This window comes from Rothia sp. P7181, from assembly GCF_048513015.1.
In the GTDB taxonomy this organism is placed as follows: Bacteria; Actinomycetota; Actinomycetes; order Actinomycetales; family Micrococcaceae; genus Rothia.
The window spans coordinates 19,197-43,750 of the sequence record NZ_JBLXXZ010000010.1 but is presented as its reverse complement, the minus strand read 5'-3'; the positions used below and the strand labels follow the sequence as shown (position 1 = coordinate 43,750).

26 protein-coding genes are annotated in these 24,554 nt (G+C 46.8%); 22 read left to right on the top strand and 4 right to left on the bottom strand.

Going from position 1 to position 24,554, the window contains the following annotated elements:
- Positions 1-80: 80 nt before the first annotated feature.
- From ftsY to ACN08Z_RS06105, 22 genes are all read left to right on the top strand, one after another.
- Positions 81-1,181 carry a signal recognition particle-docking protein FtsY gene (gene ftsY / locus ACN08Z_RS06210; RefSeq protein WP_419103696.1) on the top strand — a complete coding sequence of 367 codons (1,101 nt, stop codon included), beginning with the start codon at positions 81-83 and terminating at the stop codon, positions 1,179-1,181.
- A gap of 200 nt (positions 1,182-1,381) precedes the next feature.
- Complete coding sequence (gene ffh, locus ACN08Z_RS06205) at positions 1,382-2,968, top strand: signal recognition particle protein (RefSeq protein WP_419103695.1); 1,587 nt, start codon at positions 1,382-1,384, stop codon at positions 2,966-2,968.
- Positions 2,969-3,271: 303 nt separating this feature from the next.
- Positions 3,272-3,760, top strand: coding sequence for an NUDIX domain-containing protein (locus ACN08Z_RS06200; RefSeq protein WP_419103722.1), 489 nt, complete (start codon positions 3,272-3,274; stop codon positions 3,758-3,760).
- A 70-nt stretch (positions 3,761-3,830) separates the two neighbouring features.
- Entirely contained in the window at positions 3,831-5,696 is a 1,866-nt protein-coding gene (locus ACN08Z_RS06195) for a hypothetical protein (RefSeq protein ID WP_419103694.1), read from the top strand.
- The gene (locus tag ACN08Z_RS06190) at positions 5,696-7,054 is read left to right on the top strand and encodes a sensor histidine kinase (protein ID WP_419103693.1); all 1,359 of its coding nucleotides are present in this window, start codon (positions 5,696-5,698) and stop codon (positions 7,052-7,054) included. Before ACN08Z_RS06195 ends, ACN08Z_RS06190 begins: the two co-directional genes overlap by 1 nt.
- Positions 7,051-7,767, top strand: a complete 717-nt coding sequence (locus tag ACN08Z_RS06185) for a response regulator (protein WP_419103692.1) — start codon at positions 7,051-7,053, stop codon at positions 7,765-7,767. Before ACN08Z_RS06190 ends, ACN08Z_RS06185 begins: the two co-directional genes overlap by 4 nt.
- Before the next feature lie 194 nt (positions 7,768-7,961).
- Entirely contained in the window at positions 7,962-8,831 is an 870-nt protein-coding gene (locus ACN08Z_RS06180; RefSeq protein WP_419103691.1) for an ABC transporter ATP-binding protein, read from the top strand.
- Positions 8,828-10,012 carry an ABC transporter permease gene (locus ACN08Z_RS06175; protein ID WP_419103690.1) on the top strand — a complete coding sequence of 395 codons (1,185 nt, stop codon included), beginning with the start codon at positions 8,828-8,830 and terminating at the stop codon, positions 10,010-10,012. Before ACN08Z_RS06180 ends, ACN08Z_RS06175 begins: the two co-directional genes overlap by 4 nt.
- Positions 10,013-10,220: 208 nt before the next feature.
- Positions 10,221-10,637 carry a 30S ribosomal protein S16 gene (gene rpsP / locus ACN08Z_RS06170; protein ID WP_419103689.1) on the top strand — a complete coding sequence of 139 codons (417 nt, stop codon included), beginning with the start codon at positions 10,221-10,223 and terminating at the stop codon, positions 10,635-10,637.
- Positions 10,638-10,639: 2 nt separating this feature from the next.
- Entirely contained in the window at positions 10,640-10,882 is a 243-nt protein-coding gene (locus ACN08Z_RS06165; protein WP_419103688.1) for an RNA-binding protein, read from the top strand.
- Positions 10,883-11,044: 162 nt separating this feature from the next.
- Positions 11,045-11,626, top strand: a complete 582-nt coding sequence (gene rimM, locus ACN08Z_RS06160) for a ribosome maturation factor RimM (RefSeq protein WP_419103687.1) — start codon at positions 11,045-11,047, stop codon at positions 11,624-11,626.
- 1 nt (position 11,627) lies between these two features.
- Positions 11,628-12,386 carry a tRNA (guanosine(37)-N1)-methyltransferase TrmD gene (gene trmD / locus ACN08Z_RS06155; RefSeq protein ID WP_419103686.1) on the top strand — a complete coding sequence of 253 codons (759 nt, stop codon included), beginning with the start codon at positions 11,628-11,630 and terminating at the stop codon, positions 12,384-12,386.
- Between the two features lie 258 nt (positions 12,387-12,644).
- Entirely contained in the window at positions 12,645-12,998 is a 354-nt protein-coding gene (gene rplS, locus ACN08Z_RS06150) for a 50S ribosomal protein L19 (RefSeq protein WP_419103685.1), read from the top strand.
- Between the two features lie 10 nt (positions 12,999-13,008).
- The gene (gene lepB, locus ACN08Z_RS06145) at positions 13,009-13,674 is read left to right on the top strand and encodes a signal peptidase I (RefSeq protein ID WP_419103684.1); all 666 of its coding nucleotides are present in this window, start codon (positions 13,009-13,011) and stop codon (positions 13,672-13,674) included.
- Positions 13,675-13,787: 113 nt separating this feature from the next.
- Complete coding sequence (gene lepB, locus ACN08Z_RS06140) at positions 13,788-14,555, top strand: signal peptidase I (RefSeq protein ID WP_419103683.1); 768 nt, start codon at positions 13,788-13,790, stop codon at positions 14,553-14,555.
- Entirely contained in the window at positions 14,552-15,352 is an 801-nt protein-coding gene (locus ACN08Z_RS06135; protein WP_419103682.1) for a ribonuclease HII, read from the top strand. Before lepB (ACN08Z_RS06140) ends, ACN08Z_RS06135 begins: the two co-directional genes overlap by 4 nt.
- Positions 15,349-15,678, top strand: coding sequence for a DUF2469 family protein (locus ACN08Z_RS06130; RefSeq protein WP_419103681.1), 330 nt, complete (start codon positions 15,349-15,351; stop codon positions 15,676-15,678). Before ACN08Z_RS06135 ends, ACN08Z_RS06130 begins: the two co-directional genes overlap by 4 nt.
- A gap of 184 nt (positions 15,679-15,862) precedes the next feature.
- The gene (locus tag ACN08Z_RS06125) at positions 15,863-16,246 is read left to right on the top strand and encodes a YraN family protein (protein ID WP_419103680.1); all 384 of its coding nucleotides are present in this window, start codon (positions 15,863-15,865) and stop codon (positions 16,244-16,246) included.
- Positions 16,246-17,793 (top strand): YifB family Mg chelatase-like AAA ATPase, encoded by a 1,548-nt coding sequence (locus ACN08Z_RS06120; protein WP_419103679.1) that lies wholly within the window; start codon positions 16,246-16,248, stop codon positions 17,791-17,793. The genes ACN08Z_RS06125 and ACN08Z_RS06120 overlap by 1 nt, the downstream gene beginning before the upstream one ends.
- A 23-nt stretch (positions 17,794-17,816) precedes the next feature.
- Positions 17,817-19,022, top strand: a complete 1,206-nt coding sequence (dprA, locus tag ACN08Z_RS06115; RefSeq protein ID WP_419103678.1) for a DNA-processing protein DprA — start codon at positions 17,817-17,819, stop codon at positions 19,020-19,022.
- A gap of 39 nt (positions 19,023-19,061) precedes the next feature.
- Complete coding sequence (locus ACN08Z_RS06110; protein WP_419103677.1) at positions 19,062-20,051, top strand: tyrosine recombinase XerC; 990 nt, start codon at positions 19,062-19,064, stop codon at positions 20,049-20,051.
- Between the two features lie 55 nt (positions 20,052-20,106).
- The gene (locus ACN08Z_RS06105; RefSeq protein ID WP_419103676.1) at positions 20,107-20,610 is read left to right on the top strand and encodes a DUF3145 family protein; all 504 of its coding nucleotides are present in this window, start codon (positions 20,107-20,109) and stop codon (positions 20,608-20,610) included.
- Between the two features lie 105 nt (positions 20,611-20,715).
- On the opposite strand, the gene fabF is transcribed toward ACN08Z_RS06105, so the two are convergent.
- From fabF to ACN08Z_RS06085, 4 genes are all read right to left on the bottom strand, one after another.
- Positions 20,716-21,987: a beta-ketoacyl-ACP synthase II gene (fabF, locus tag ACN08Z_RS06100; protein WP_419103675.1), complete on the bottom strand. Its 1,272-nt coding sequence runs from the start codon at positions 21,985-21,987 to the stop codon at positions 20,716-20,718.
- A gap of 97 nt (positions 21,988-22,084) precedes the next feature.
- Positions 22,085-22,327 carry an acyl carrier protein gene (locus tag ACN08Z_RS06095; RefSeq protein ID WP_419101377.1) on the bottom strand — a complete coding sequence of 81 codons (243 nt, stop codon included), beginning with the start codon at positions 22,325-22,327 and terminating at the stop codon, positions 22,085-22,087.
- 111 nt (positions 22,328-22,438) lie between these two features.
- Positions 22,439-23,464 (bottom strand): beta-ketoacyl-ACP synthase III, encoded by a 1,026-nt coding sequence (locus tag ACN08Z_RS06090; RefSeq protein WP_419103674.1) that lies wholly within the window; start codon positions 23,462-23,464, stop codon positions 22,439-22,441.
- A gap of 24 nt (positions 23,465-23,488) precedes the next feature.
- Positions 23,489-24,406 carry an ACP S-malonyltransferase gene (locus ACN08Z_RS06085; RefSeq protein WP_419103673.1) on the bottom strand — a complete coding sequence of 306 codons (918 nt, stop codon included), beginning with the start codon at positions 24,404-24,406 and terminating at the stop codon, positions 23,489-23,491.
- Between the last annotated feature and the right edge of the window lie 148 nt (positions 24,407-24,554).

Here is a 24,554-nt window from a genome sequence, read left to right as displayed (position 1 = left end):
CTATGCCCCTCCCAATATTTTTTATGAAAACTTATGGTGAAGTTTTCCGATGGATGGGGCACATGTGAGAAGCTAGAAGGGTGAACGATACCCTGACTCTTATCTTGTACATAGTCCTCGGTGTTCTTGTCCTCGCCGGTGTTTTAGCGGTATTACTGCGTGGGCCAAAGGCCCCACCAGAAGGCTATGATTCCACACGAGACGTGAACGACCTTGAACCTGCAGACACTAGCGGACAACCTACTATTGACCGTCCGGCACCAGTTGCTGGACGTCTCGTACGGTTACGTGCCCGTCTGGCTCGCTCTAATAACCTCCTTGGAAAAGGTCTTCTTTCTCTTCTTTCACGTGACAAAATTGATCAAGACGTGTGGGATGAAGTAGAAGAAACTTTACTTCTTGCAGATCTAGGAGCTGACGCCGCCGGACGACTCGTTGAAAACCTGCAGCAGCGAGTACGCATTGAAGGTACCGAAAACCCTGCACAGGTCAAGCAGATGCTCAACGAAGAACTGCTAAAGATTGTTGGTGTTGATACCGACCGCTCTCTACAGACCACAGGAGAAAACGGTAAACCCGGTGTAGTTCTTGTGGTGGGAGTCAACGGTGTTGGCAAAACGACCACTGTCGGAAAGCTCTCTCGTGTGATGGTCGCTGAAGAGAAAAAACTCTTATTGGGTGCTGCTGATACTTTCCGTGCAGCGGCTGCCGACCAGCTGCAAACGTGGGGAGATAGAGTTGGTGTCGAGACGATACGTTCTGAAAAAGATGGTGCCGACCCTGCTTCAGTAGCTTATGAAGCAATCCGTGAGGGCGTTTCTCGTGGCGTAGATACCGTGATGATTGATACGGCTGGACGTCTACAAAATAAAGCTGGACTGATGGATCAACTCGGTAAAATTAAACGAGTTGTCGAAAAAGAAGCACCCGTAACGGAGGTGCTACTCGTTATTGATGCAACAACCGGACAAAACGGTATGATGCAAGCAAAAGTCTTCTCCGACGTTGTTGATATCACCGGTATTGTGCTGACTAAATTAGATGGCTCCGCTAAAGGTGGCATCGTGGTCGCTATTCAAGAAGAGCTTGGCGTTCCTGTCAAACTTGTTGGATTGGGCGAAGGACCCGACGATCTTGCCCCCTTCGACGCACAAGAATTTGTCAACGCACTCTTAGATTAAAACTCGGTTTATCTGAGACAAAGAATCTTCACTACCGTATGAGGTAGTGAAGATTCTTTGCTATCTGGTATAAGTTCTTCACCAGAATATGAATGATGAGAGGGCACATCTTCTCTAAGTGCGTTATCCTTAGAAGTTGATTCAGAAAAATTACGAGGTCCTCCTCGATCTACCCAAATAGCGAAAGTGGTTCACGACTCGTGTTCAATTCACTCTCTGACCGGTTGACAGCAACCTTCAAAAACCTCCGCGGCAAAGGTCGCCTCTCCGAAGCCGATATTGACGCTACCGTACGGGAAATCCGTCGTGCGCTCTTGGACGCTGACGTTGCAGTGCCGGTGGTACGAGAGTTCACCGCTCACGTTAAAGAACGTGCACTGGGTCAAGAAGTCTCTGAAGCGCTTAACCCCAGCCAGCAAATCGTCAAAATTGTTAACGAAGAACTCGTCAACATTTTGGGCGGTCAGACTCGTCGAATCAACATGGCAAAGTCTGGGCCTACCATCATTATGCTTGCCGGTCTTCAAGGTGCTGGTAAAACCACTCTCTCGGGGAAGCTATCTCACTGGCTCAAAAGCCAAGGACACACACCCATGTTGGTGGCTTCTGACCTTCAGCGCCCTAACGCCGTTAACCAGCTAAAAGTTGTTGGTGAACGCGCTGGAGTTCCTGTTTATGCTCCACATCCCGGTGTCACTTCTGAATTTGATGTACCCACTGGCGACCCTGTACAAGTTGCTCGCGATGGTGTGGCAGAGGCCCGCGCAAAATTGCATGACGTGGTCATTGTCGATACCGCAGGTCGCCTCGGCGTCGATGCTGAATTGATGCAACAGGCACGAGACATCCGCAACGCGATTGAACCGGATGAGGTTCTTTTTGTCATTGATGCGATGATTGGTCAAGATGCTGTAAACACCGCACTTGCCTTTAACGAGGGTGTCGACTTTACGGGTGTTGTCCTTTCAAAACTTGATGGTGACGCACGTGGTGGTGCGGCACTTTCTGTTGCATCGGTAACGGGCAAACCCATTATGTTTGCTTCAACTGGTGAGAACCTTGACGAGTTTGAACAGTTCCATCCTGACCGTATGGCGTCTCGTATCTTGGATATGGGCGATGTGCTCACTCTCATTGAGCAAGCAGAAGCCAGCTGGGATAAGGCTGAAGCTGACCGCATGGCCCAAAAATTTGCTGACCAAGAGGACTTCACCTTTGAAGACTTCCTCGCTCAGATGCAGCAGATTCGCAAAATGGGTTCTATGAAAAAGCTGTTGATGATGATGCCTGGTGCTGCTCAGATTCGTCAGCAACTCGACGCATTTGACGAACGTGAAATTGACCGAGTCGAGGCAATCGTCCGTTCGATGACCCCTCATGAACGTGTTGCCCCCAAAATTATTAACGGTTCACGACGGGCTCGTATTGCTCGCGGTGCAGGCGTCACTGTTTCTGAAGTCAATCAGCTCATGGAGCGTTTTGCTCAAGCTCAAAAGATGATGAAGAAACTTGCCTCCGGCAATATGGCAGGTCTGCCCGGTGGAATGCAAATGCCTGGAATGGCAGCTGCCGCCGGCGCTGCACGTAAAGCGAATAAGAAGAAGGGCAAGAATGCGAAGAAGGCTCGTTCTGGTAATCCCGCAAAGCGCGAACAGCAATTAGCGGCAGCTCAGAAGAAACAGAGTGCACCTGCTGGTTCTGCCTTTGGAAACACCGGACAAGATTTTGACGCCTCAGAGCTGAACCTTCCTAAAGGTTTTGAGAAGTTCTTAGGTTCAGATAAATAAAGTTTCTTGACCATATGTGAGCTACGGTTACGTAGCTCGTACAGAAGTCTTTAGTGCTCAAAAATCATTGTGTGTGGTTATCAAGCACTAAAGACTTCTGTGCTTTTTCCTGTTGCCTCAACACTGTGTATGGCGTGACATCGTACTCTTTGGTTTCTTGGGGTACACCAGAAAAATAAGAATCGTTATTCTTGTGATAAAACAAGAGAGCTTAGGGAGAATCCCTGTAGTGTTATGCCTAAGACATAGATACCGATAAAAACTCATGTGAGGGTTTTTATGGCTAAGGGTCAGGAGAAGATGATGGCTGATACTTATCTTTCTGAAGAAGAACTCATCCAATTTATTGCGACTTTACCGACACGGCGTATGGCTGCTGGCGCGTTAATTCGTAATGAGAAGAATGAGTTTCTTGCTGTACAACCCAATTACCGTGACGGGTGGGCTCTTCCTGGCGGCACTATTGAAACGGGAGAAGCCCCTCAACGAGGTTGTTTCCGTGAAGTTCTTGAAGAAGTCGGTTTAGAACTTGAGCCAGGGCGTTTACTGGTCATTTTTCATGGACTGCAAATGGGTGTGTGGGGTGATTCTTCATATTATTTCTATGATGGTGGTGTCATTGACTCTGATACTCCTATCAACGTGCAGTCGGAAGAACTTTTAGGGTACCGTTGGGTGGCATTAGAAGATGCTTCACAATATTTTAAACATTCTTTAGCAGACCGCCTTCGTACCTGTTATGAGGCTTTAGAATCTGGAGAGATGATTGAACTGAGTTCTGAAGATTCGTAGAAGCTACGTTCTCACGGTATCCTTATCAGAAGGTGCTTTAGCCATCACAGGTGTGCGTAGAAAGGACGTGATGATGTCGAACAATTTCCCTGAAAATTCAGAAGAAAACGTGCCTTGGGGACGAGAGAACGCTATATGGGCAGAAATTCATCTCAGCTACTGTGTAGCCCTTGATGGCGAGAGAGAATATGGTATCGACCAAAACGGTCCTATCGACGCCGGAATAACCTATGAAGAACTCACCGAACTCTTCTCTTTAAAATGTGATGAGGTCAAAATTCCTGACGCTGAACAGCTTTCATCACAAGAAATAGAACAACAACGTGAGCAAGATGGCGCCGAGAACACAACAGAAGACGAAGACCTCTTCTATGCTGATGAAGAAATTCTTCAACAACTCACCAATATTCTGGGGGACCTGCCAGAAATCATTGTCTATGAAAAAACTGTTACGGCAGTAGTTGCCCACGTACTGTGTACACCCGATGATTCTGAAAATACTGACGTTCTTCGTGTACTAGTACCTCAACAAGATGGGGTATTCTTACGGGGAGAAACCCTTGAGAACTACGCTCAAAAAATCCAAGAACGTATCGAGGCGGATATGATGAGCATCGTTTTACCTCGAGACCGTGACTATTCCATAGAGCTAACTTCTTTAGGAGAGACCCTAGATATTAACACTTTTGCGGTAGGTACGGCTGCTACTTTTCCAATATCTTCTGAGATTCTTCAAGAACAGATACGTCTGCTCTCAGCAACAGAACAGCTTGAAGTTAAAGATTGCGAATCTGGTTGGTCTATCGTATGGGGAAATTCTTTTCTGATTGCTCAACTGATACGTCAGTTACAGTATCCGGCAATCATGGTAACCTCATCTGCCCATGGGGTACATATGGCGTGTTTTATTCCTGAACAAAAGGAAAACCATGATTGGCATAATCAGCTATGGGATACGTGGATTGAGAAACTGCGTGACGGTTTTAAAATGCCTCTTCCACTCATTGATACGACAGAAGGGCACTTAGTTGACTTCTTCTGGGGGCCGTCGAAAACTATTAACCCTCATCTTCCAGAATCTTTGTATGCGAGGGGTACTTTCTTAGCGGAGATGGTACAACGACTGTCTGGTGTTCTTCCTGATTCTTTTCAAGAACAACGTATCCTAGAACATCTTGAACAATTCATGTGGGCATACCATGTCGATGAGAATTTTATGCACCGTCTTCACCTATATTTACAAGATTATGGGTCTTTGCTGAGTGCTGAATCAGTGATACAACTTTTATGCGCTCCAGCAGAATTGCAAGAGTTCTTTCGCGAGATATCTGATGCAACATTTTTTAGTGCTCATGAACATCAACATGAGAGAACACCAACGGTAGAGGACTCTCAACAAGCAATTCTGGTGATGGCTGAACCGATGAATGAGTTAGAGACTCAAAAAATAGTTGAGTCTCTTTCTCTTTTGATTCAGGATTCGCCAGCTGAACCTGAATCTTCTTCGGAGCCGGAAGAAGACATCGAAGAAAAAGATGTGTTTGAGATACTTCAACAGAACCCTTGGATACTACGGGCAGATGCTGCTCTGACATTGAGCATTTCAGCGATTCTCGGAATTTTAGCTTATCGTGACAAGAAACATGGGGGCTCTGCACCTCTGAAAATGTTAGCTTCCTTAGCCGGTGCTGGGGTGGGCACAGCGGAACTTCTTTGGGGGCAGAAGTACCTACAGCAGAAAGAATTAGACCGGCAGAAGTTAAAGCAGGATGATGAGGTGTCTCAACCTCAAAAATCTGTTCTCGAAGAACTACGAGAATACGCTCTTGAGGTCGAAAAACAGCGTCAGGAGAAAAAACAGAACCAACTGTCAGGGGCGAAACAATATATTAAAAAAATATTCCGTTCCGTACGTTCACGATCGTCGGAGAACTGATGGAACACAGCATTTCTCAGTATGTTCGAAAGAGCATCGATATTGATCCTGATTGGCAACGTCCCACTCCGTCCCAACGGTCGTTACGTTACGACATCTGGCTGTGCCTTGCTACCTCATTATTGGCTTTTGTGTCGTCTATTAGCTATCAGAGTTTAGGTCTTTTTGGTGATGACCATCAAGAAATTTTGTGGTCTTATATCTTGGCTCAGCTGATGGTGCTACCCTTGACCGTTCGACGACGCTACCCTTTGACGGCCTTTGCTGTTGCAACGTTGATATTCTTTGTTCCACCGTCGTTAACGGTTTCACCACCGATATATTTCACGTTAATTTTTCAAGGAACCTACTTATTCCTGCTATATACGGTGATTGCATGGGGAAAAGACCGAAAACTTGTGTGGATGTCTGTCTACATCGTGATTTTCTTGACGATTGTGTGGATTACTATTGCGTGGACTCTTCAGGGCGTTGCACTTTTTAACGTCAACGAGATGGCGCAGAACGGGCCTATCGATACTTCACTTGCCACGTTGCTGACCTTATGCATAAATAATGGGCTGTACTTTGGTTCAGGTATTGCTTTGGGGCGTATCTCATGGATTCGAGCTTACCAAAGTGAAATATTAGAAAATCAGCGTCATGAGCTAGAACAACAAAGCGAACAACTCGCACAAGATAGAGTTGTTCGTGAACGTTTACGTGTAGCACGCGAACTTCATGATTCGGTAGGTCACCATATATCTGTTATTTCACTTCAATCTGGTGCTGCTCGGTGCCTGCTCCATAAATATCCTGATAAAGCCACTGAAGCATTACAGAACGTTGAACAAAGCGCCAGTACAGCCATCACAGAGATGCGCTCTATCGTGCGTCTCCTACGTCATGATGGGGAACATTCACAGGCTGAAGGAAACCTGACCTATAATGAACCGACGCTAGAACAATTGCAACAACTTTTTATCGAAGTTGAAGCCTCGGGGATTCACGTAGAGTATTTAACGTCCGAACATCAGGAAAAGTCTTTAACAAAAATTCCGCAGGGCACACAGAGCTCCATCTACCGGATGATTCAAGAATCTCTAAACAACGTACGTCGTCACTCTCTTGCTCGTACAGTCCACGTCATTGTTCGTTCTGTCGAGGTCAATTATCGAGTGTGGATCGAAATAGAAATCATTGACGATGGATGTTTGAAGAAGGAACATACCGATATACCTTCTTCACATTATGGGCTACGTGGTATTAAAGAACGCGCTGAAGCCTTAGGTGGCTCAGCAACTTACGGACACCGCACTAATGCTCAGGGTTGGTTCGTGTACATTCGTATACCAGAAAGACATAGTGAGAACACATGAGTGTAGATACTATTCGAGTGCTTTTAGCAGATGATCAAGACCTTGTCCGTAATGGTTTTTCGATGATTCTTTCTGTCGAAGAGAATATTCAGGTGGTGGGGGAGGCTCACAACGGTCAAGAAGCTTTAGACTTGTGCCTTCAGCTCAAACCTGATGTCGTGTTAATGGATGTGCAGATGCCTGTCCTTGACGGTATCAGCGCAACCTCACAGATTGTTCAGCGGACTGATTCAAAAGTCCTTGTTTTGACGACTTTCGATCGTGATGACTATCTTTTTGGGGCGCTTAATGCTGGGGCGAGTGGCTTTTTGCTGAAAACCTGCACTGCAGAAAAACTGATAGAAGCTATTGAACAAGTTCACGGAGGTTTAGCTTTGCTCAGCCCAGAGGTGACTTTACCGGTAATTCAAAAGATTATTGCCGCTGCTGAACCTTCAACATCAAGTACGCGTTCAGGGGCTGTAGCTGGTTCTATTGTGTCGTCACCAGAATGTTCTGCAGAAGACCAATTATGCATTGAGTCTTTGACAACTCGTGAACGGGAAACCCTGAACTATTTAGCAAAAGGTATGACAAATGCAGAGATTGCAGAACAAATGTTTTTAGGGGCCTCCACCGTTAAAACCCATGTGTCTAATATTCTGGCAAAAACTCATTCTCGAGATAGAGTTAACGCGGTTATTTTTGCGTATCGTACCGGTCTCGTGGAGTAATACAACAGTAAATCCCCTCAATAAATCAGTCTGATGGGGGAGTTCTTCCGTGACGGAAGTTTTTAGACTAATAGTGATTAGTCACATCAGATGTGGCTTCTTGTGAAAGCTACTGATGGCACAACGAAAGGTTCACTATGGTCGAATATTTAGGCACTCATATACCGCCTAATGGATCTCTTGAAATTTCTCATGTGAGTAAAAGTTTTGGAGAGAAAAAAGTACTAGAAGACATTAATTTCACGATTAATGCTGGCGTTCTTACCGGTTTCTTGGGAGCGAACGGCTCTGGTAAAACAACAACGATGCGTATCATCATGGGGCTTCTAGAGCCTTCTCAAGGTGAAATTTTTTATCGTGGCGAGAAGATGACCAGCCAGCACCGTAAAACGTTTGGTTATATGCCAGAAGAACGTGGTCTATACCCTAAACAGCCTCTTCTGTCTCAGCTGGTGTACTTGGGACAATTGCACGGAATGGATGTTAGCACGGCAAAGAGCGAAGCTACCGATTACCTTGAATTTATGGGATTAGGAGAGCACCTCAATAGCAAACTTGAATCTCTTTCATTGGGCAATCAACAGCGTGTACAAATTATTGCCTCCATCCTGCATCATCCGCAGGCTTTAATTCTCGATGAGCCATTCTCTGGCCTTGACCCGCAGGGCGTAGAAAATATGGTTCAGCTATTGTATAAAATCGCTCGCTCTGGTGTTCCAGTAATGTTCTCTTCACATCAGCTAGATTTGATCGACAGATTATGTGAAGAAGTTGTGATTTTGCATCAGGGGACTATTCGTGCTGCGGGCGATGCTCAGCAACTGCGTGAAGACACCCCGAAACGTTTTAAAATGCAGGCAACAACAGAGTTGGGCTGGCTTCGAGATTATGAAGGCGTCCATGTGCTTGATTTCCAAGGAACTCAGGCCCTTTTAGAGTTTATACATCCTATTGAACAGGTGCGTCCTGAGCTGCTTCGTCATGCTATAGAACGAGGGATGACGGAGTTTTCGCGTGTATTGCCAACATTAGGGGATATCTATCGAGGAGTAACTGAACAATGAATAAGTCCGTTGCGCCGTGGCGCATTGTTATGGTTCGTGAAATAAGCACAAAGCTTCGAGATAAAACTTTTATCATTAGTACGCTTTTTTCTGTCGTGATTATTGTCCTCAGCATGGGTCTTAACATATGGTTAGGGCAGAAAAATAGTCACTACACTGTTGCTGTTACTAGCCAAAAAGCTCAACAACTAGTGGAAAGTTCTACGAAAGTTATTCAGGATCAAGACCCTGACGGTTCTTTAACTGCTCAGCTTTTTGACTCTGAACAGTTAGCTCAGCATGCGGTAGAAGATGATGATGCTGATGCGTACCTCAAAGAGCTTTCCTCTGAACAGGGATGGGAATTGGTCTATAAGGATTCTGCGCAGAATACGTTGACACGTGTTCTTGAAGATACTGTTTTTACGCAACAGATAGAACAGAATGCTGCTCAAGCCGGTATCTCTTGGCAAGAGTTACAGCAGGGGACCTCGCTGAAAGTTTCCATGCTTAAGGAATCCGATAATCACGGTATTGCTTTGCTGGTTGGCGTTATCTTTGCCATGGTTTTCTATATGTCGTCACTGATTTTTGGTCAGCTGATTGCCATGAGCGTGGTTGAGGAGAAACAGAATCGTATAGTTGAGATTATTGCTACGGCAATTCCTATTTCTCAACTTTTGGCGGGAAAAGTTCTTGGTAACGTTATTCTTGCAGTTGGGCAAATGCTGCTCTACGGAGTTGTTGCTCTAACGGGTCTGAACATCTTTGGTATTGCTCAGGAATATGCGTGGATTCTTCCCTCTGCCGGTTGGTTTGCGGTGTTCTATGTGGTCGGTTTTGCGGCAGTTGCGACGATATGGGCTGCTGTTGGTGCAATGTCTTCGCGCGTGGAAGATATCGGTTCGTTAGCTTCTCCTTTGACGATTATTCTGATGGCTGCATTTTTTGCTGGTATTTACTCTTCGGGGGTTATCCTAACTGTTGTCTCCTATCTTCCTATTGCTTCTTCTATTGCAATGCCCATGAGGATGCTGCGAGAAGACGTCTTTTTCTGGGAGCCAATATTGTCTTTGGTATTTGCGCTGGTAGCGACGTGGGGTATGACGTTGTGGGGTGCCAAGATTTATCGTCATCAAGTGATGCGTTCGGGCAGTGCCGCTACGTGGAAGCAAGTTCTTTTGAAAAAAGAACAGAAATAGTTTGTGACTTTATCAATAACATCGTGAAAATACCTGCGAAGTTCTGGATTAACGTTCACAGCTCTGGCATACTTGCACAGGTACCCGATAGGTGCGGGCCTCTCACCGCATCGTATTGTGTTCATTTTAGAGATTGTATGGACGGCCGGCCCCACCGGAGCAGAAATACAATTTCGCCTGAAACAAAGAAACAGGAGAGTCCACTACAGTGGCTGTTAAAATTCGTCTGAAGCGTATGGGTAAGATCCGCGATCCTCGTTACCGTGTTGTCGTTATGGACTCACGTACTAAGCGTGACGGTCGTGCGATTGAAGAAATCGGTCTATACCATCCGACCGAGAACCCTTCCTTTATCCAGATTGATTCTGAGCGTGCTCAGTACTGGCTATCTGTTGGCGCACAGCCAACCGAACAGGTACGCGCATTGCTCAAGCTCACCGGTGACCTGGCAGCATTCAAGGGTGAAAAAGCAGAATCTGCTGTAAAGCCTGTAGACGCTAAGCCTGAGTTCGTTGTCCCTGAAAAGGGCTCCGTCATTCTTCCTGAAGCTATCACCCCCAAGGCTGAAGCTAAGGAAGAAGAAGCTCAGGTAGCTGAAGAAGCTACTGAGGAAGCAGCTGAGTAATTATGTTGGCCGATGCCCTTGAGCACCTCGTTCGAGGAATAGTCAGCAACCCCGACGACGTTAAAGTTCGTTCTCGTAGCGGTCGTCGTGGTGACTTCCTAGAGGTTCGGGTTAACCCTGATGATCTAGGTCGTGTGATTGGGCGTCAAGGACGCACCGCGAATAATATTCGCACCGTTATTGACGCAATCAACGATGGCGACCACATTCGTGTGGACGTCGTCGATACTGATCGCCAACGCTAAAAATTTTATAAACAAAGCATGTTTATCGGGGAGTCCCAAGCCTGAACTAGGCTTGGGACTCCTTTGCGTAGAGCTGTTATAGCTCAAACACGATAGACTAGAACCCAAGAACTGACACTTTAACGCTCACCGCTATTGAGCAGACCATTCGAGGAGAACCTCATGCAAATTTTAGTTGCGCGTATCGGTAAGCCACACGGCATCCGCGGAGAAGTAACCGTAGAACTTTTTACTGATTCTCCTCAAGAACGTTTTGCTCGCGGAGAGCAATTGAGTATTGAAAATTATCAGCCTGAAACTCCCGTAGGAGCTATCGCACCTGAAGGGGTTTTGACGGTGGCTCAAAGCCGGTGGAATAAGAAAATTCTGGTTGTTCGTTTTGAAGAGGTTACTTCACGCAACCAAGCTGAAACCCTACGAAATACACGGTTAACTTTTGATGCTTCTGAGGTAGATTCTTCAGAAGGATACTACGAACATGATGTAGTAGATTTACCCGTCTACTTATATCATGACATTCCTGAGGGGGAACTTCCCGAAGGCGAAGGCATTGGCACTGTTACCGGATTACAAACAATGCCAGCTCAAGATTTACTCTTAGTACGATTACACAATGGCGAAGAAACAATGATTCCTTTCGTTGAACAGATTGTTCCTGAAGTGGATATCGAAGAAGGATTTGTTTTGATTGATCCGCCAGAAGGTCTTTTAACCCTAGGCAGTGAAGAATCAGAGGATCAATAGAATGCGTTATGATGTTGTCACCATTTTCCCTGAATACCTTGAGCCTCTACGCTTATCACTTCTGGGCAAGGCTCAAGAACAGGGAATTGTAGATATACGTATTCACCATCTTCGTGACTACGCCTTTGATCGCCACAAAACTGTAGATGATACCCCTTACGGTGGTGGTGCCGGGATGGTCATGAAAGCAGAACCTTGGGCATTAGCTTTAGAAGATGTTTTAACAACAAAAACGTCACAAGAGCGTCCTCTGCTGTTAGTGCCATCTCCTGCTGGAGTAGTTTTTAACCAGCGTTTAGCTGAAGAACTTTCAGAGCGTGAGCACCTAGTGTTTGCCCCTGCCCGTTATGAGGGGATTGATGAGAGAGTCTTTGACTGGGCAAAAACCTCCTTCGACGTAATGCCAGTATCCCTTGGAGACTATGTGCTGTATGGGGGAGAAGTTGCTGTTCTTACGATGATTGAAGCGATTACTCGTCTGCTCCCTGGGGCAATGGGCAATCCCCAATCGTTAGAAGAAGAATCACATACAGGCGGATTGCTAGAGTACCCCGTGTACACAAAACCTGCTCAATGGCGTGGGCATGATATTCCAGATGTTTTATTATCTGGTAATCATGCGATGATCGCTCGGTGGCGCAGAGATGAACAACTAAGACGGACATTTACCCGCCGATATGACATGATTGAGTCGTTGTCCGAAGAACAATTAGATACACAGGATTTATCCCTACTCCAAAAATTACGAGAGCAAAACTAAAAAATCTTTTATGAGCTCTTGATATGTTAATCCTCTAAAGTTCTGGTCGTAGAGCCGTATTTATGTCATAATTATTTTTCGTGTTCATTTTGGGTACGCCCCTGCCGTAGGGGGATGAGCGACCATAACAAAATGAACCGTAGACTCCACCTAACGGTGTCTACGTATTTTGGAACTCTGTCACTTCAGATATGTAGATAGTAGACAGAAGTATCACGAGACTATTAGACCTACGGCTGGTAGCTCATGGAGAACTCAATGCAGACTCTTGACTTCATTGACAACAAGTCACTTCGTAACGACATCCCCGAATTCGGCCCCGGCGACACCCTCAACGTTCACGTGAACATCGTTGAAGGTAACCGTTCTCGTGTTCAGATCTTCAAGGGATTCGTTGTAGGCCGTCAGGGTGCTGGCGTTCGCGAAACCTTCACCGTCCGCAAGGTATCCTTCGGTGTTGGTGTTGAGCGTACCTTCCCAGTACACTCCCCGGTTATCGACAAAATTGAGGTTGTTACCCGCGGTGACGTTCGCCGTGCAAAGCTCTACTACATGCGTGATCGCCACGGTAAAGCTGCACGTATCCGCGAAAAGCGCGAAAAGACCGCGTAATCTTTCACGGATGGACCATACTTTAAGGTCACAACCAACGAACAGGCGCCCCATCCGTTATGGGTGGCGGCGCCTGTTCGCTGTTATTTTTTCGATAGCGATTCTCTGCGTCATTCTTATCAGAGCCTTCCTCTTCGATGTTTTTTATATACCTTCCTCATCGATGGAACCGACTCTAGAACCTGGTGATCGTATTCTCGTCAGCAGACTCGATACATCAGTCCAACGAGGAGACCTCGTTGTTTTCGATGGAACAGGCTCTTTCGACCCCTATCGTGGAACAAATCCTTGGCTACATGACCCTCTAGGAACTTTAGGGCAATGGGTTGGTTTGAAAGGCTCCCAAACTATTTACGTTAAACGTGTAGTGGGTGTTGCCGGAGATAGAATAACTTGTTGTTCAGATACTGGTACTTTGTTGCTTAACGGTCAAGAACTTGAAGAACCCTATCTTTTTCCCGGAGATGACCCTTCCACCGTCAACTTTGATGTTATTGTGCCATCGGGGCGTATCTGGGTGATGGGGGACCACCGTTCAGTATCAGAAGATTCTCGTGCTTTGTTAGCGGCACCGGGCGGAGGTATGATTCGGGAAGAAAAAATTATCGGTAAACCCATTTACCGTATTCTTCCCCTCCAACATTTTGGAGCTCTTGAACACATAGCAACTCATTAACCCAATATATACAGCGGATTTTCAGTAAATATCCTTCTAAATATGGGCCTATTGCCCAAGAGTTTTCCCGTATCCTTAATTTTAATAATCTTATAGAAGGCAGAAAGAACGGTATGTCTCAGTCTCCAGACCATGAAGAATCTCAACCGCAGAACAATGCAGAGGGTAATGTCGATGCATCACTCTTACATAAGAATGTTCCCCCTGCAGGGCACACCGGATTCATCGGACAAGTCAAAGAATTCGCTACAGTTATACTCTATGCTTTGGTGATTGCTTTCATTCTCAAAACATTCGTTACTCGAGGGTTCTACATTCCTTCTGGATCAATGGAAAATACCCTCGAAATCAACGACCGTGTCTTTGTAAATGTTGCTGGTTCAATGTTTAGCCAAGCTGAACGAGGCGATATTATCGTGTTCAAAGACACTCAAGGGTGGATTGAATCCTCTCCTCATCGTTCTAACCCCATTGCCGATGCACTATCCTTCGTCGGTCTCCTTCCTGATAGCTCCGATAAATATCTTGTCAAACGTGTCATTGGTGTTGGAGGTGACCATGTTGTCTGTTGCTCTGCAAATGGCAGAATCATGGTCAATGGTGTAGCTATCGACGAAACATACCTTTATCCAGGTGCAAAGCCTTCTGACATTCCATTTGACGTCATCGTCCCTGAAAACTCATATTTTGTTCTTGGCGATCACCGCAATAATTCAGCAGACTCTCGATACCACATCGAAGATGGTCATGAATTTATTAGCGATAGCGACGTTGAAGGCAAAGTCTTTGTGCGTGCATGGCCGCTTAACCGCTTCGAATTTATTGGCGGAGCACATGATGTCTTTGCAGACGTCCCCGGAAATAAAGCTTCAGAAAAGTGAGTGTTATCCAGCAAACTGCCTCACTCGATATTGAACAAGAATATTTCTCTGAAGGTGTTCAACTCATCGTGGGTATGGACGAAGTCGGTAGAGGTTCTCTAGCTGGGCCGGTTGGTGTTGGTGTTGCACTTCTTTCAGCTCAACAACACCATATCGTAGAAGGGCTAACTGACTCTAAAGCCCTCAGCGCCAAAAAAAGAGAAGCTCTCGTACCTATCATCAAAAACTGGTGTGCTACCGGTCTTGGATATTCTTCTGCTCAAGAGATTGATGCGATGGGTATGACGCTGGCCTTACGCCTAGCGGGACAACGAGCTTTATCTCAGGCTCTTCTTGACCCACGAGTTAGCTCTTTCCCCTCGCAAATTCTTTTAGATGGTTCTCATAACTGGTTTACTCCTCACCCGCCTGACTTACTGAGTGCATTAGATGAAGCACATCAGCTCTACCAAGAACTTGCTGACGAGAACTGGAACGAACACGTCGCCTCAAAATATCCAAACCAACAGCCTTGGAACATACCGGTCACAACAATTGTTAAAGGTGACTACCGTTGCGCATGTATTGCAGCTGCATCAGTAATAGCGAAAGTTCATCGTGACCATCTCATGGAAAAACTAGCACAAGAAAACACCTCGTATGGTTGGGACAAGAACAAAGGTTATGGTTCAAAAGCACATCGTGAAGCATTAGCTGCATACGGGGCAAGTGCTCATCATCGGCTTAGCTGGAACTTAGGCCTTGAACCGCAACAACTCAAAGAGGCATATATACAACGAATGGTAGAAACATTATGAGTGCAGAAGATCTCGAAAAATACGAAACTCAGGCACAACTAGCCTTATATGAGGAATACCAGAAAGTTTTTGAACTCTTCCGCTATGTTGTCGAGACCGACCGTCGTTTCTATCTAGCTAATAGCGTAGAAGTTACCCCACATATACAACAGGGAAGCGTCTACTTTGAGGTGATGATGAACGACGTATGGGTATGGGATTTTTTCCGATCATCACGTTTCGTCAAAAATGTACACGTTTATTCTTTCAAAGACGTAAATGTTGAAGAGCGTCTTGCGGATGCTGAGCTTGTTGTTCCACACATCCCTGGTTTTGGTGAAGAATAGTACCCCGTATCGCGGTCTAAAACTACGATAAAACCACACACCATAAGGCTGTGGAGAAACTCCTCAACCCCTATCGAAGGCTCTCTTATCCCCAAAATCTTGTTGTTAACGCTGTAAGAGTATCTACTATTGCATGCTGGTATCCAAGAAAACATACCTGCAATGAACGGATACCAGATACTTCATGACACAGCACCTACTCACCGGAGCATGGGGCGAACGTCTTGCCCTTGAAATACTCACCTGCCAAGGCTACACCCTTCTCGAGAAAAACTGGCGGCCACAGCCCCTTCCCGGAGAACCACCACTACGTGGAGAAATAGACGCCGTTCTACTCGACCCCGAAACAAACCTCATCTTCCTCGAAGTAAAAACCCGTACCACACAACACTACGGGCACCCCTTTGAAGCGATTCACCACGGCAAAACAAAAAAGCTCAAACAGCTTGCCTACCACTGGTGCGCCACCCACGAAATGCACGATATCGCACATATTCAGTTAGACGCCGTAGCCATCACTGGCACCCCAGAAAAGTTCACCTTCGAACACCTCAAAAAGGTCAGCTGATGGCATACGCAAAAACCTATTCTGTTGCATTAGTAGGAATCAACGGACACCTCATCGAAGTTGAGGCTGACATTTCCCAAGCCTTGCCTGCCTTCGTCCTTTTAGGCTTACCCGATAGCTCTTTAAACGAAGCGAAAGACAGAATACGCTCTGCTGTCAAAAACTCGGGAATGTCACTAGCACAACGAAAGATAACGGTAAACCTCAGCCCCGCAACTTTACCTAAACGTGGATCAGCATTTGACCTAGCCATGGCCATAGCAGCACTAACCGCAGACCAAAAAATACGTCATATCTCCGATACTGTATTCCTTGGCGAACTCGGACTAGACGGTAGGCTCCGAAGGATACCTGGAGTTCTCCCATCTGTTAAAGCCGCAATAGAAGCAGGCTTCTCCCACGTCGTCGTTCCCGAAGAAAATGCCCAAGAAGCCCAACTTATCCCAGGCGCTCACATCACCGCATGCCGTTCCCTTGCACAAGTTCTCGCACTCCTAGGAGCAGACCCTACAACACTTAAAGAAACACCACCAACACCGCCCAAAGAACGCCCCAACACCACAGAAAAACCCCAGCTCACAGCAGATATGGCAGATATCGCAGGACAAGCAGAAGGCCGTCTTGCCTTAGAAATTGCAGCTGCAGGTGGACACCATCTACTCCTCAAAGGACCGCCAGGCTCTGGCAAAACAATGCTCGCTGAACGGCTAACAACCATCCTGCCTCCACTAGATGACATCAGCGCTATGGAAGTTACCGCTATACATTCTTTAGATATGGGAGAACAACCCTGCCAAGAACTCATCCGAACACCACCTTTCCAAGCACCACACCATACGGCATCAGCAGCATCAATACTAGGCGGAGGCAGCGGAATACCACGCCCCGGAAGTATCTCTAAAGCACATAGGGGAGTGCTCTTCCTCGACGAAACCCCCGAATTTAAAAGAACAGTCCTCGATGCCCTCCGACAACCACTAGAATCTGGCGAAATCACCCTACACCGTGCAACAGCAACAGCAACCTACCCCGCACGTTTCCAACTCATTCTCGCTGCAAACCCCTGCCCCTGCGGCCACAACGTTGGACAAGGACTAGAGTGCAGATGTACCTCTAAAGAACGAAGAAACTACTTCGGAAAACTCTCGGGACCACTACTTGACCGAATAGACATACACATCACCATACCTAAAGTCCTCTCCCACGAATTAGACCACCACCAAAAACCTGAAGACAGTGCAACTATCTGCGCACGAGTACAACAAGCACGCAACCTTCAAAAAGAACGCTTAGCACCTTATGGGCTACTCACCAACGCTGACATGAACGGCCAACTACTCCGCGGCACCTTCAAACTTAATACCCGACTCACCAGCGGACTTAACCGTGCTATGGACCAAGGCAATCTGAGCGCTCGCGGATACGACCGAATCCTCAGAACAGCATGGACTCTAGCAGACCTTGACGGCACCAGCAGCCCCACAACACACCATATTGACACCGCACTATACTTCCGACACCTCAGCCAAGAACACCTCAATGCATAGAATACCGACCAAGGAAATTACTGATGGAATACCACTACGCTTACGCCCAAATCCTGCGCATTGCAGAACCACAAGACCCCCATATCCACCACGCTCTTGAAGTCTTAGGAGCTCCTCAAACAGCACACATCCTCAGCGGTAAAAAATCGCTAGATTTTAAAGAATGGAAACAAGCCCTCCGAACAAATCCCTCATCTATTAGTGAAACACTCAACAAAAGCGCCGAAGAAACATACCTAGCATTACAAGAAAGAATTCAGCGCTGGTCTCAGCGAGCCGAAACCCTTAGCCCCGAACAAGAACACCGCTCTGCACAAAGTCTCAACAGCTGGATATGCATACCTGAAGACGAAGACTGGCCCGAAACCCTCAACGACCTAGACACTTCACGTCCCTACGCACTATGGGGACGAGGCGACCGCGAACGACTACAAGAACTACAACACACACCTGCTATCTCCATCGTTGGTTCCAGAGAACCAACTCAATACGGGCATAGTGTAACTAGCCACCTCGTTCAAGACCTCGCACCCACACAAACACCTATTATCTCTGGGGGAGCACTAGGAATAGACGGCATCGCGCACCGCACAGCCCTAGAAACCTCACCGAGCAACTTACCCACTGTCGCATTGATGGCTTGCGGAGTAGACCGTCCATACCCCAAACAACATCAACAACTTCTTGAACACATCATCAACCGAGGACTACTCCTGAGCGAAGTATCCCTAGGAACACCACCCACACGATGGCGGTTTCTTCAGCGGAATCGCATGATTGCTGCACTTAGCGAACTCACCGTCATCGTCGAAGCACGCTGGCGTTCAGGTGCGCTAAACACCGCCCACCATGCCCTAGAACTAGGTCGGGAGCTACGAGCCGTACCAGGATCAATCTTTAGCCCCACCTCACAAGGCTGTCACAGACTACTACGCGAAGGACTAGCACAACCTATCAGCTGCGCCCAAGACATCATTGATGACTTACACCTAGAAAACCTCAACACCGACTGCAACACCGACGAAACACCACCGGTAGAAAACCTGCTACTGACCGAACTCCACCAACGAATCTGGGATGTACTACCACTACACCAAGGAATAGACATCGAAAAAATTAGCACACTCATCGGGACAAACCCACGAAATATTATGAGCGCACTCGGCTACCTCAGCCACCACCACCTCGCCGAAAACACCAATCAACTCTGGCATAAAAAGAAACGGTAGAATCAACAGAAGACACCCAACAGGAAAGGAACCCCGCACATGGAGAAGACTAAACCCATTGAAACAGCGGAAACCCTACCTCTGGAACACTCTGCACATTTAGAAGAACAAATCTTCTCACAACTGATTGAGAACTTCACCCGATACCTACGCTACGAAAAATTTCGTTCCGAAAACACCATCAACTCTTACCGAAGCGACCTCAAAGCCTTCTTCACATATGCCCAAGAACAACGCCTACACAACATCAACGACATAGACCTCACATTCCTCCGCTCATGGCTCTCTCACCAACACGAACGTAGCCAATCCCGTAACTCTACTGCCCGAAGATTATCTACCCTGAGAGTATTTTTCTCATGGGCACAAGAAGAAAAATACATTCAACAGAACCCCACACTCGCTATAGCCACTGCTAAAAAAGAACACCGACTTCCCACCGTCCTCACCAAAGAACACCTTCAAACACTCTTCAACGAAATAGAAGAACGACTGGCACAAAACCCCCATGACCCGCATACGCTAAGAACCCACGCCGTTGTTGAACTCCTTTACGCTAGCGGCCTACGAATTTTCGAACTATGCAGTATCAACCTCTCAAGCATTGACAGAGCACAACGAACATTAAGAGTTATCGGTAAAGGCAACAAAGAACGAACTGTCCCTTTTGGAAAACCCGCTTTAGAAGCCATCGAACAATGGATACATAAAGGACGCCCACAATGGCTCAAAAACTCAAAAGGACCAATAGAAGAAGCTCTCTTCATCGGACCACAAGGCGCTCGTGCAAACCCTCGACAACTACGCGAATGCATTAACCAGCTTTTAGATCTTTTAGAAAACACCAATGCTCGTGGTGCACACGTTTTTCGCCATAGTGCAGCAACACATATGGTTGATGCTGGAGCTGATATTCGCACAGTGCAAGAACTTTTAGGGCATAGCTCTTTAGCTACCACACAGATTTATACGCATGTCTCCATGGAAAGACTTACAGCAATCTACGAAAAAGCGCACCCTCGCTCATAAACTGAGGTACTCTACTACTGTTACTAAACGAAATACCGTCTATGGGAAGTGTCCGATGACAAGCGGGGGAATACTCTATATCCATGCTGTACCTGCTGTGGCTATGCCACACCTAAAATGGTCTTTAGAAAACCTTATCGAAGGTATCTCATCCGTCACGTGGGACGAACAAACTCAAAAACCCGAGCACTACTGTGCCACCCTAGAATGGAAAGGCTCAGAAGAACGAGCTGCACAAATCATCTCAGCTCTTATCCCTCTCAAAAAAATCTGGTTTGAACTGAGCTTCTACGGTGATGAGCAAGAATTACCAAGCTGGTGGATGCACACTCCCGAACACGGAACTTTCTATGCACCTACTGATACTTCCGGAAACTTTCTCATTAGCGAAGACCGTGTACGTTCTATCTATGAACAAAGTGGTGGAGAACCAGACGAACTCTTACAACTCTTCTCCCAAGCACTCGGTGAACCATGGAATAACGAACTTGAACCGCTTCGGGAAAGCACTGCAGACCTTCAACAACCTATCATCCTAGAACGACGTATCAATATGTAGATTCTTCTGTCGAAGAAAAGAGTACAAAAATACGCCGGTTCTTTAGCGTCTATTCATCATAGAACAGCTACTAAAGAACCGGCGTACTTTTATGAGGAGAAGACTTTATGCCTCAACAGATCGGAACGCAACTACCGCGTTATGACCACCAAACCCAAACGAATTAGAAAGAGCTGTAATCTCACCAGCTGGCAAATCACGTGCATCAGTCACAATATCTAAGTTAATCTGAGGGTCTTGACGCTCAAGATTAATAGTGCATGGTGCCTTACGGTGGAAAACTGCTAATACCGTCAAAACAGCTTCTAATGCGCCAGCAGCTCCAAGTAGATGCCCTGTCATAGACTTTGTTGCAGAGACTGCGATACGTTGCGTATGCTCACCAAAAACTTGGTGTAAAGCAGAAGACTCCGGAACGTCTCCTACAGGGGTAGACGTTGCATGAGCGTTGACATGAACGACTTGTTCAGGAGCAATATTGCCGTCTGTTAACGCTTGATTCAACGCTCGGACTGCGCCCAGAGCCTCCGGATCAGGAGACGTAATATGATACGAATCAGCAGAAACACCGGTTCCCGCTAGCTCAGCATAAATACGTGCTCCGCGGGCACGGGCATGTTCTTCTGATTCAAGAATCAGAGCTGCCCCACCTTCACCCATCACAAAACCATCACGATCCACATCATAAGGACGTGAAGCAGCAGCAGGATCATCATTGCGGGTGGAAAGAGCCTGCATCTTAGCGAAAGCTGCCAAAGGAAGCGGATGAATAGCTGCTTCTGCACCGCCGGCAATGACAACATCAGCTTTTCCACTGCGAATCATTTCGATAGCAAGGCTCATCGCTTCGGTCGAAGAAGCACACGCAGAAACTACTGTTTGTGCTGCTGCTCTAGCGTTTAACGCCATAGAAACTGCTGCCGCGCAACTATTAGGCATAAGCATAGGAACGGTTAACGGCAATACTCGACGAGGGCCTTTTTCACGGAGAGTGTCCCAAGAATCAAGAAGAGTCCAGACTCCGCCGATTCCGGTACCAAAGGCAACTCCAACACGTTCGGGGTCAAGTTCGGGGGCGTCTGCTGTGTTCTCTGCACTAAAGCCTGCGTCCTCCCAGGCTTCTCGAGCCGCAACAAGAGCAAATTGTGCAGATGGGTCTTGACGTTTTGCTTCAACTTTCGTCAAACGTCCTGAATCGAGGGGAGCTGTTGCAGCTTGTCCAGCAATATAGACAGGCAGTTCATAGCGTTCTACCCAATCTTTATCAAGCTGTTTAATACCCGAAACCCCATTGAGGGCGTTGTTCCAAGTGGTGCTAACATCTCCGCCGATGGGAGTGGTCGCACCTAAACCGGTGACCACGATTTTTCGAGACATGTGCATACTTTCTTCTAGAATTGGATAGTTCATAGAAAAAGACGGACGCGGAACATCACCTGAGGACGAACCGCGTCCATCTTTTGATATGAGCTAATTAGCTTGCGTTCGCGATGAAATCAACAGCATCGCCTACGGTAACGAGGTTCTGTACTTCTTCATCGGGGATAGTAACACCGAATTTTTCTTCAGCGTTGACAACGATGGTCATCATAGAGATGGAGTCGATATCGAGATCTTCGGTGAAGGACTTTTCACGTTGTACATCAGCGACCTCAACACCGGTTTCTTCGTTAACAATTTCTGCAAGACCTGCGAGAATCTCTTCTGTGTTAGCCATGGTGGCTCCTTTTACTATTGGTAGGCAATCATGGTGATCATGAATGCGGTTTTCTCCCTGATGTAGGGAATAACATCGTCTGCACCGTAGCGCATACGAAAACTATGGGGGCTAGGGGAGGATAACAACCTGAGCTGCAAAGGCTAAACCTGCACCAAAGCCGATCTGTAACGCAAACTTTCCAGAGAGCTCTGGTTGTTCGGAGAGAAGCCGATGAGCTGCTAACGGAACTGAAGCCGCAGAAGTATTTCCTGCTTCGACAATGTCTTTAGCAACGATGACGTGTTCGGGAAGTTTAAGAGTCTTTGCGAGCTGGTCGAGAATGCGTTCATTTGCTTGGTGAGCGATAAGAGCGCCTAAATCTTCTGGGGTAATCCCTGCAGCTTTGACTGCTTCTTGCGCAACTTTTGCCATTTCCCAGACTGCCCATCTGAAGACTGATGGACCGTCCTGTCGGAGGGTTGGCCAAATTTTTTCGCCCTCTTGTATAGGGTTTTTCACAAAATCTCGGTTACGCAATTCGAGTAGGGAATGTGTCATTCCGACGGTTCCCCATCGGGAACCATCTGAACCCCAAATAGTGGGCGCAATCCCTGCAATGTCGCTACGGCCGATAACGGCTGCTCCTGCACCATCTCCTAAGAGAAAAGAAATAGATCTGTCCGTGTTATCGATAAAGTCAGTCAATTTTTCGACACCAACGACGAGGACGTTTCGTGTCATCCCTGAACGGACGAGAGCATCTGCCTGTGCAACACCATAACAAAACCCTGCACAAGCAGCTGAAATATCATAGGCGGGGGCTTTTGAACCTACGCTATCGGCTACAAGAGTTGCTAATGAGGGAGTTGCATAAGGATGCGAAATAGTTGAAACAATAACAGTATCAATGTCTTCTCCCGCGACTTGTGCATTTTTAAGAGCGTCAGCTGCTGCGCCACAAGCCATGTCTTGTACTGAGATTGCTTCGCTGGCTCGTTGACGTGTGCAGATGCCGGTGCGCTGTTTAATCCATTCATCTGAAGAGTCGATGGCTTCAACAAGTTCACTATTGGGTACCGATAGGTCAGGGCGAAAAGCTCCGTAACCAAGAATGCGCGAAAATTGTTGTGGTTGGTACTGGTTAAGAGTTGTCATAAAAGTTTTTGCACCTATGCTGCTTTAGGACTGTGAAGCCTCTACGAATAGTTTTAATTCTTCTGGGGTGTTCAACGTTACGCGAGAAACCTGAGGAATAGTTCTACGTACTAGACCAAGAAGTGTTCCTGCCGGAGACAGCTCAACAGCTGTTTGAACACCACACTTTTTAAGGGTTTCCATGCACAAATCCCACCGAACAGGAGCTGTTACTTGTCTGATAAGACGCTCGATACATTCTGTTCCGGTGTCTAAGGTTGACCCATCGTAATTTGAGATAAGGATTCCTTGTGGGGCTGACGGGCTAATAGTCTGTGCGTATTCGTTGAGCGGTGTTTGTGTTGGCTCCATATAGGGGGTGTGGAATGCTCCGGCGACCTTGAGCGTAATAACACGGGTCTTTGCTGGTGGATTCTGCGCTAAATTTTGCAGATGCTCTTCTGCACCAGCGGCAACGATTTGTCCGGCACCGTTCATATTAGCAACATACAATGATGCTTCCTTAATGGCTTCAGTGATGCTTTTCTCGTCTGAGCCGAGAACCGCTGCCATGCCTGTTTTTTCTTCGGCGGCAGCCTGAGCCATACCTTGCGCGCGTACTCGAGTAAAAGCCATTGCTTCTTCTTCTGTCAGAACGCCGCTGAGGGTTGCAGCTGTAATCTCTCCAACGGAGTGACCTGCAAAAACGATATTTTTTTGAAGGTTAGATGTGGCTTCTAGGTAACGTGTGCCAGCAATAATGCCAGCAGCAACAATAAGAGGCTGGGCGATAGCAGTATCTTTAATGGTTTGTTCGTCAGCGACCGTTCCGTAATGGATGAGGTCGAGTTCTGCAGCGTCAGAAAGTTTCTCAAGATGGTTTTGCACACCAGGAAGTTCTAGCCATGGTTGAAGAAAGCCTGGTTTTTGTGAGCCCTGTCCGGGGCAGAGAACTGCAATCATGGAGTCCCTTCCTCTAAAAATCTGTGTTGATACAAGAAAATGTTCAACACGCTCTCATCAAAATCCTACCCATGTTATATGAACAAAAGAGTGCCTATTACCTGTATAAAAGCAAGATATTTCGTATTCTGATGGATATTTTTTAAGC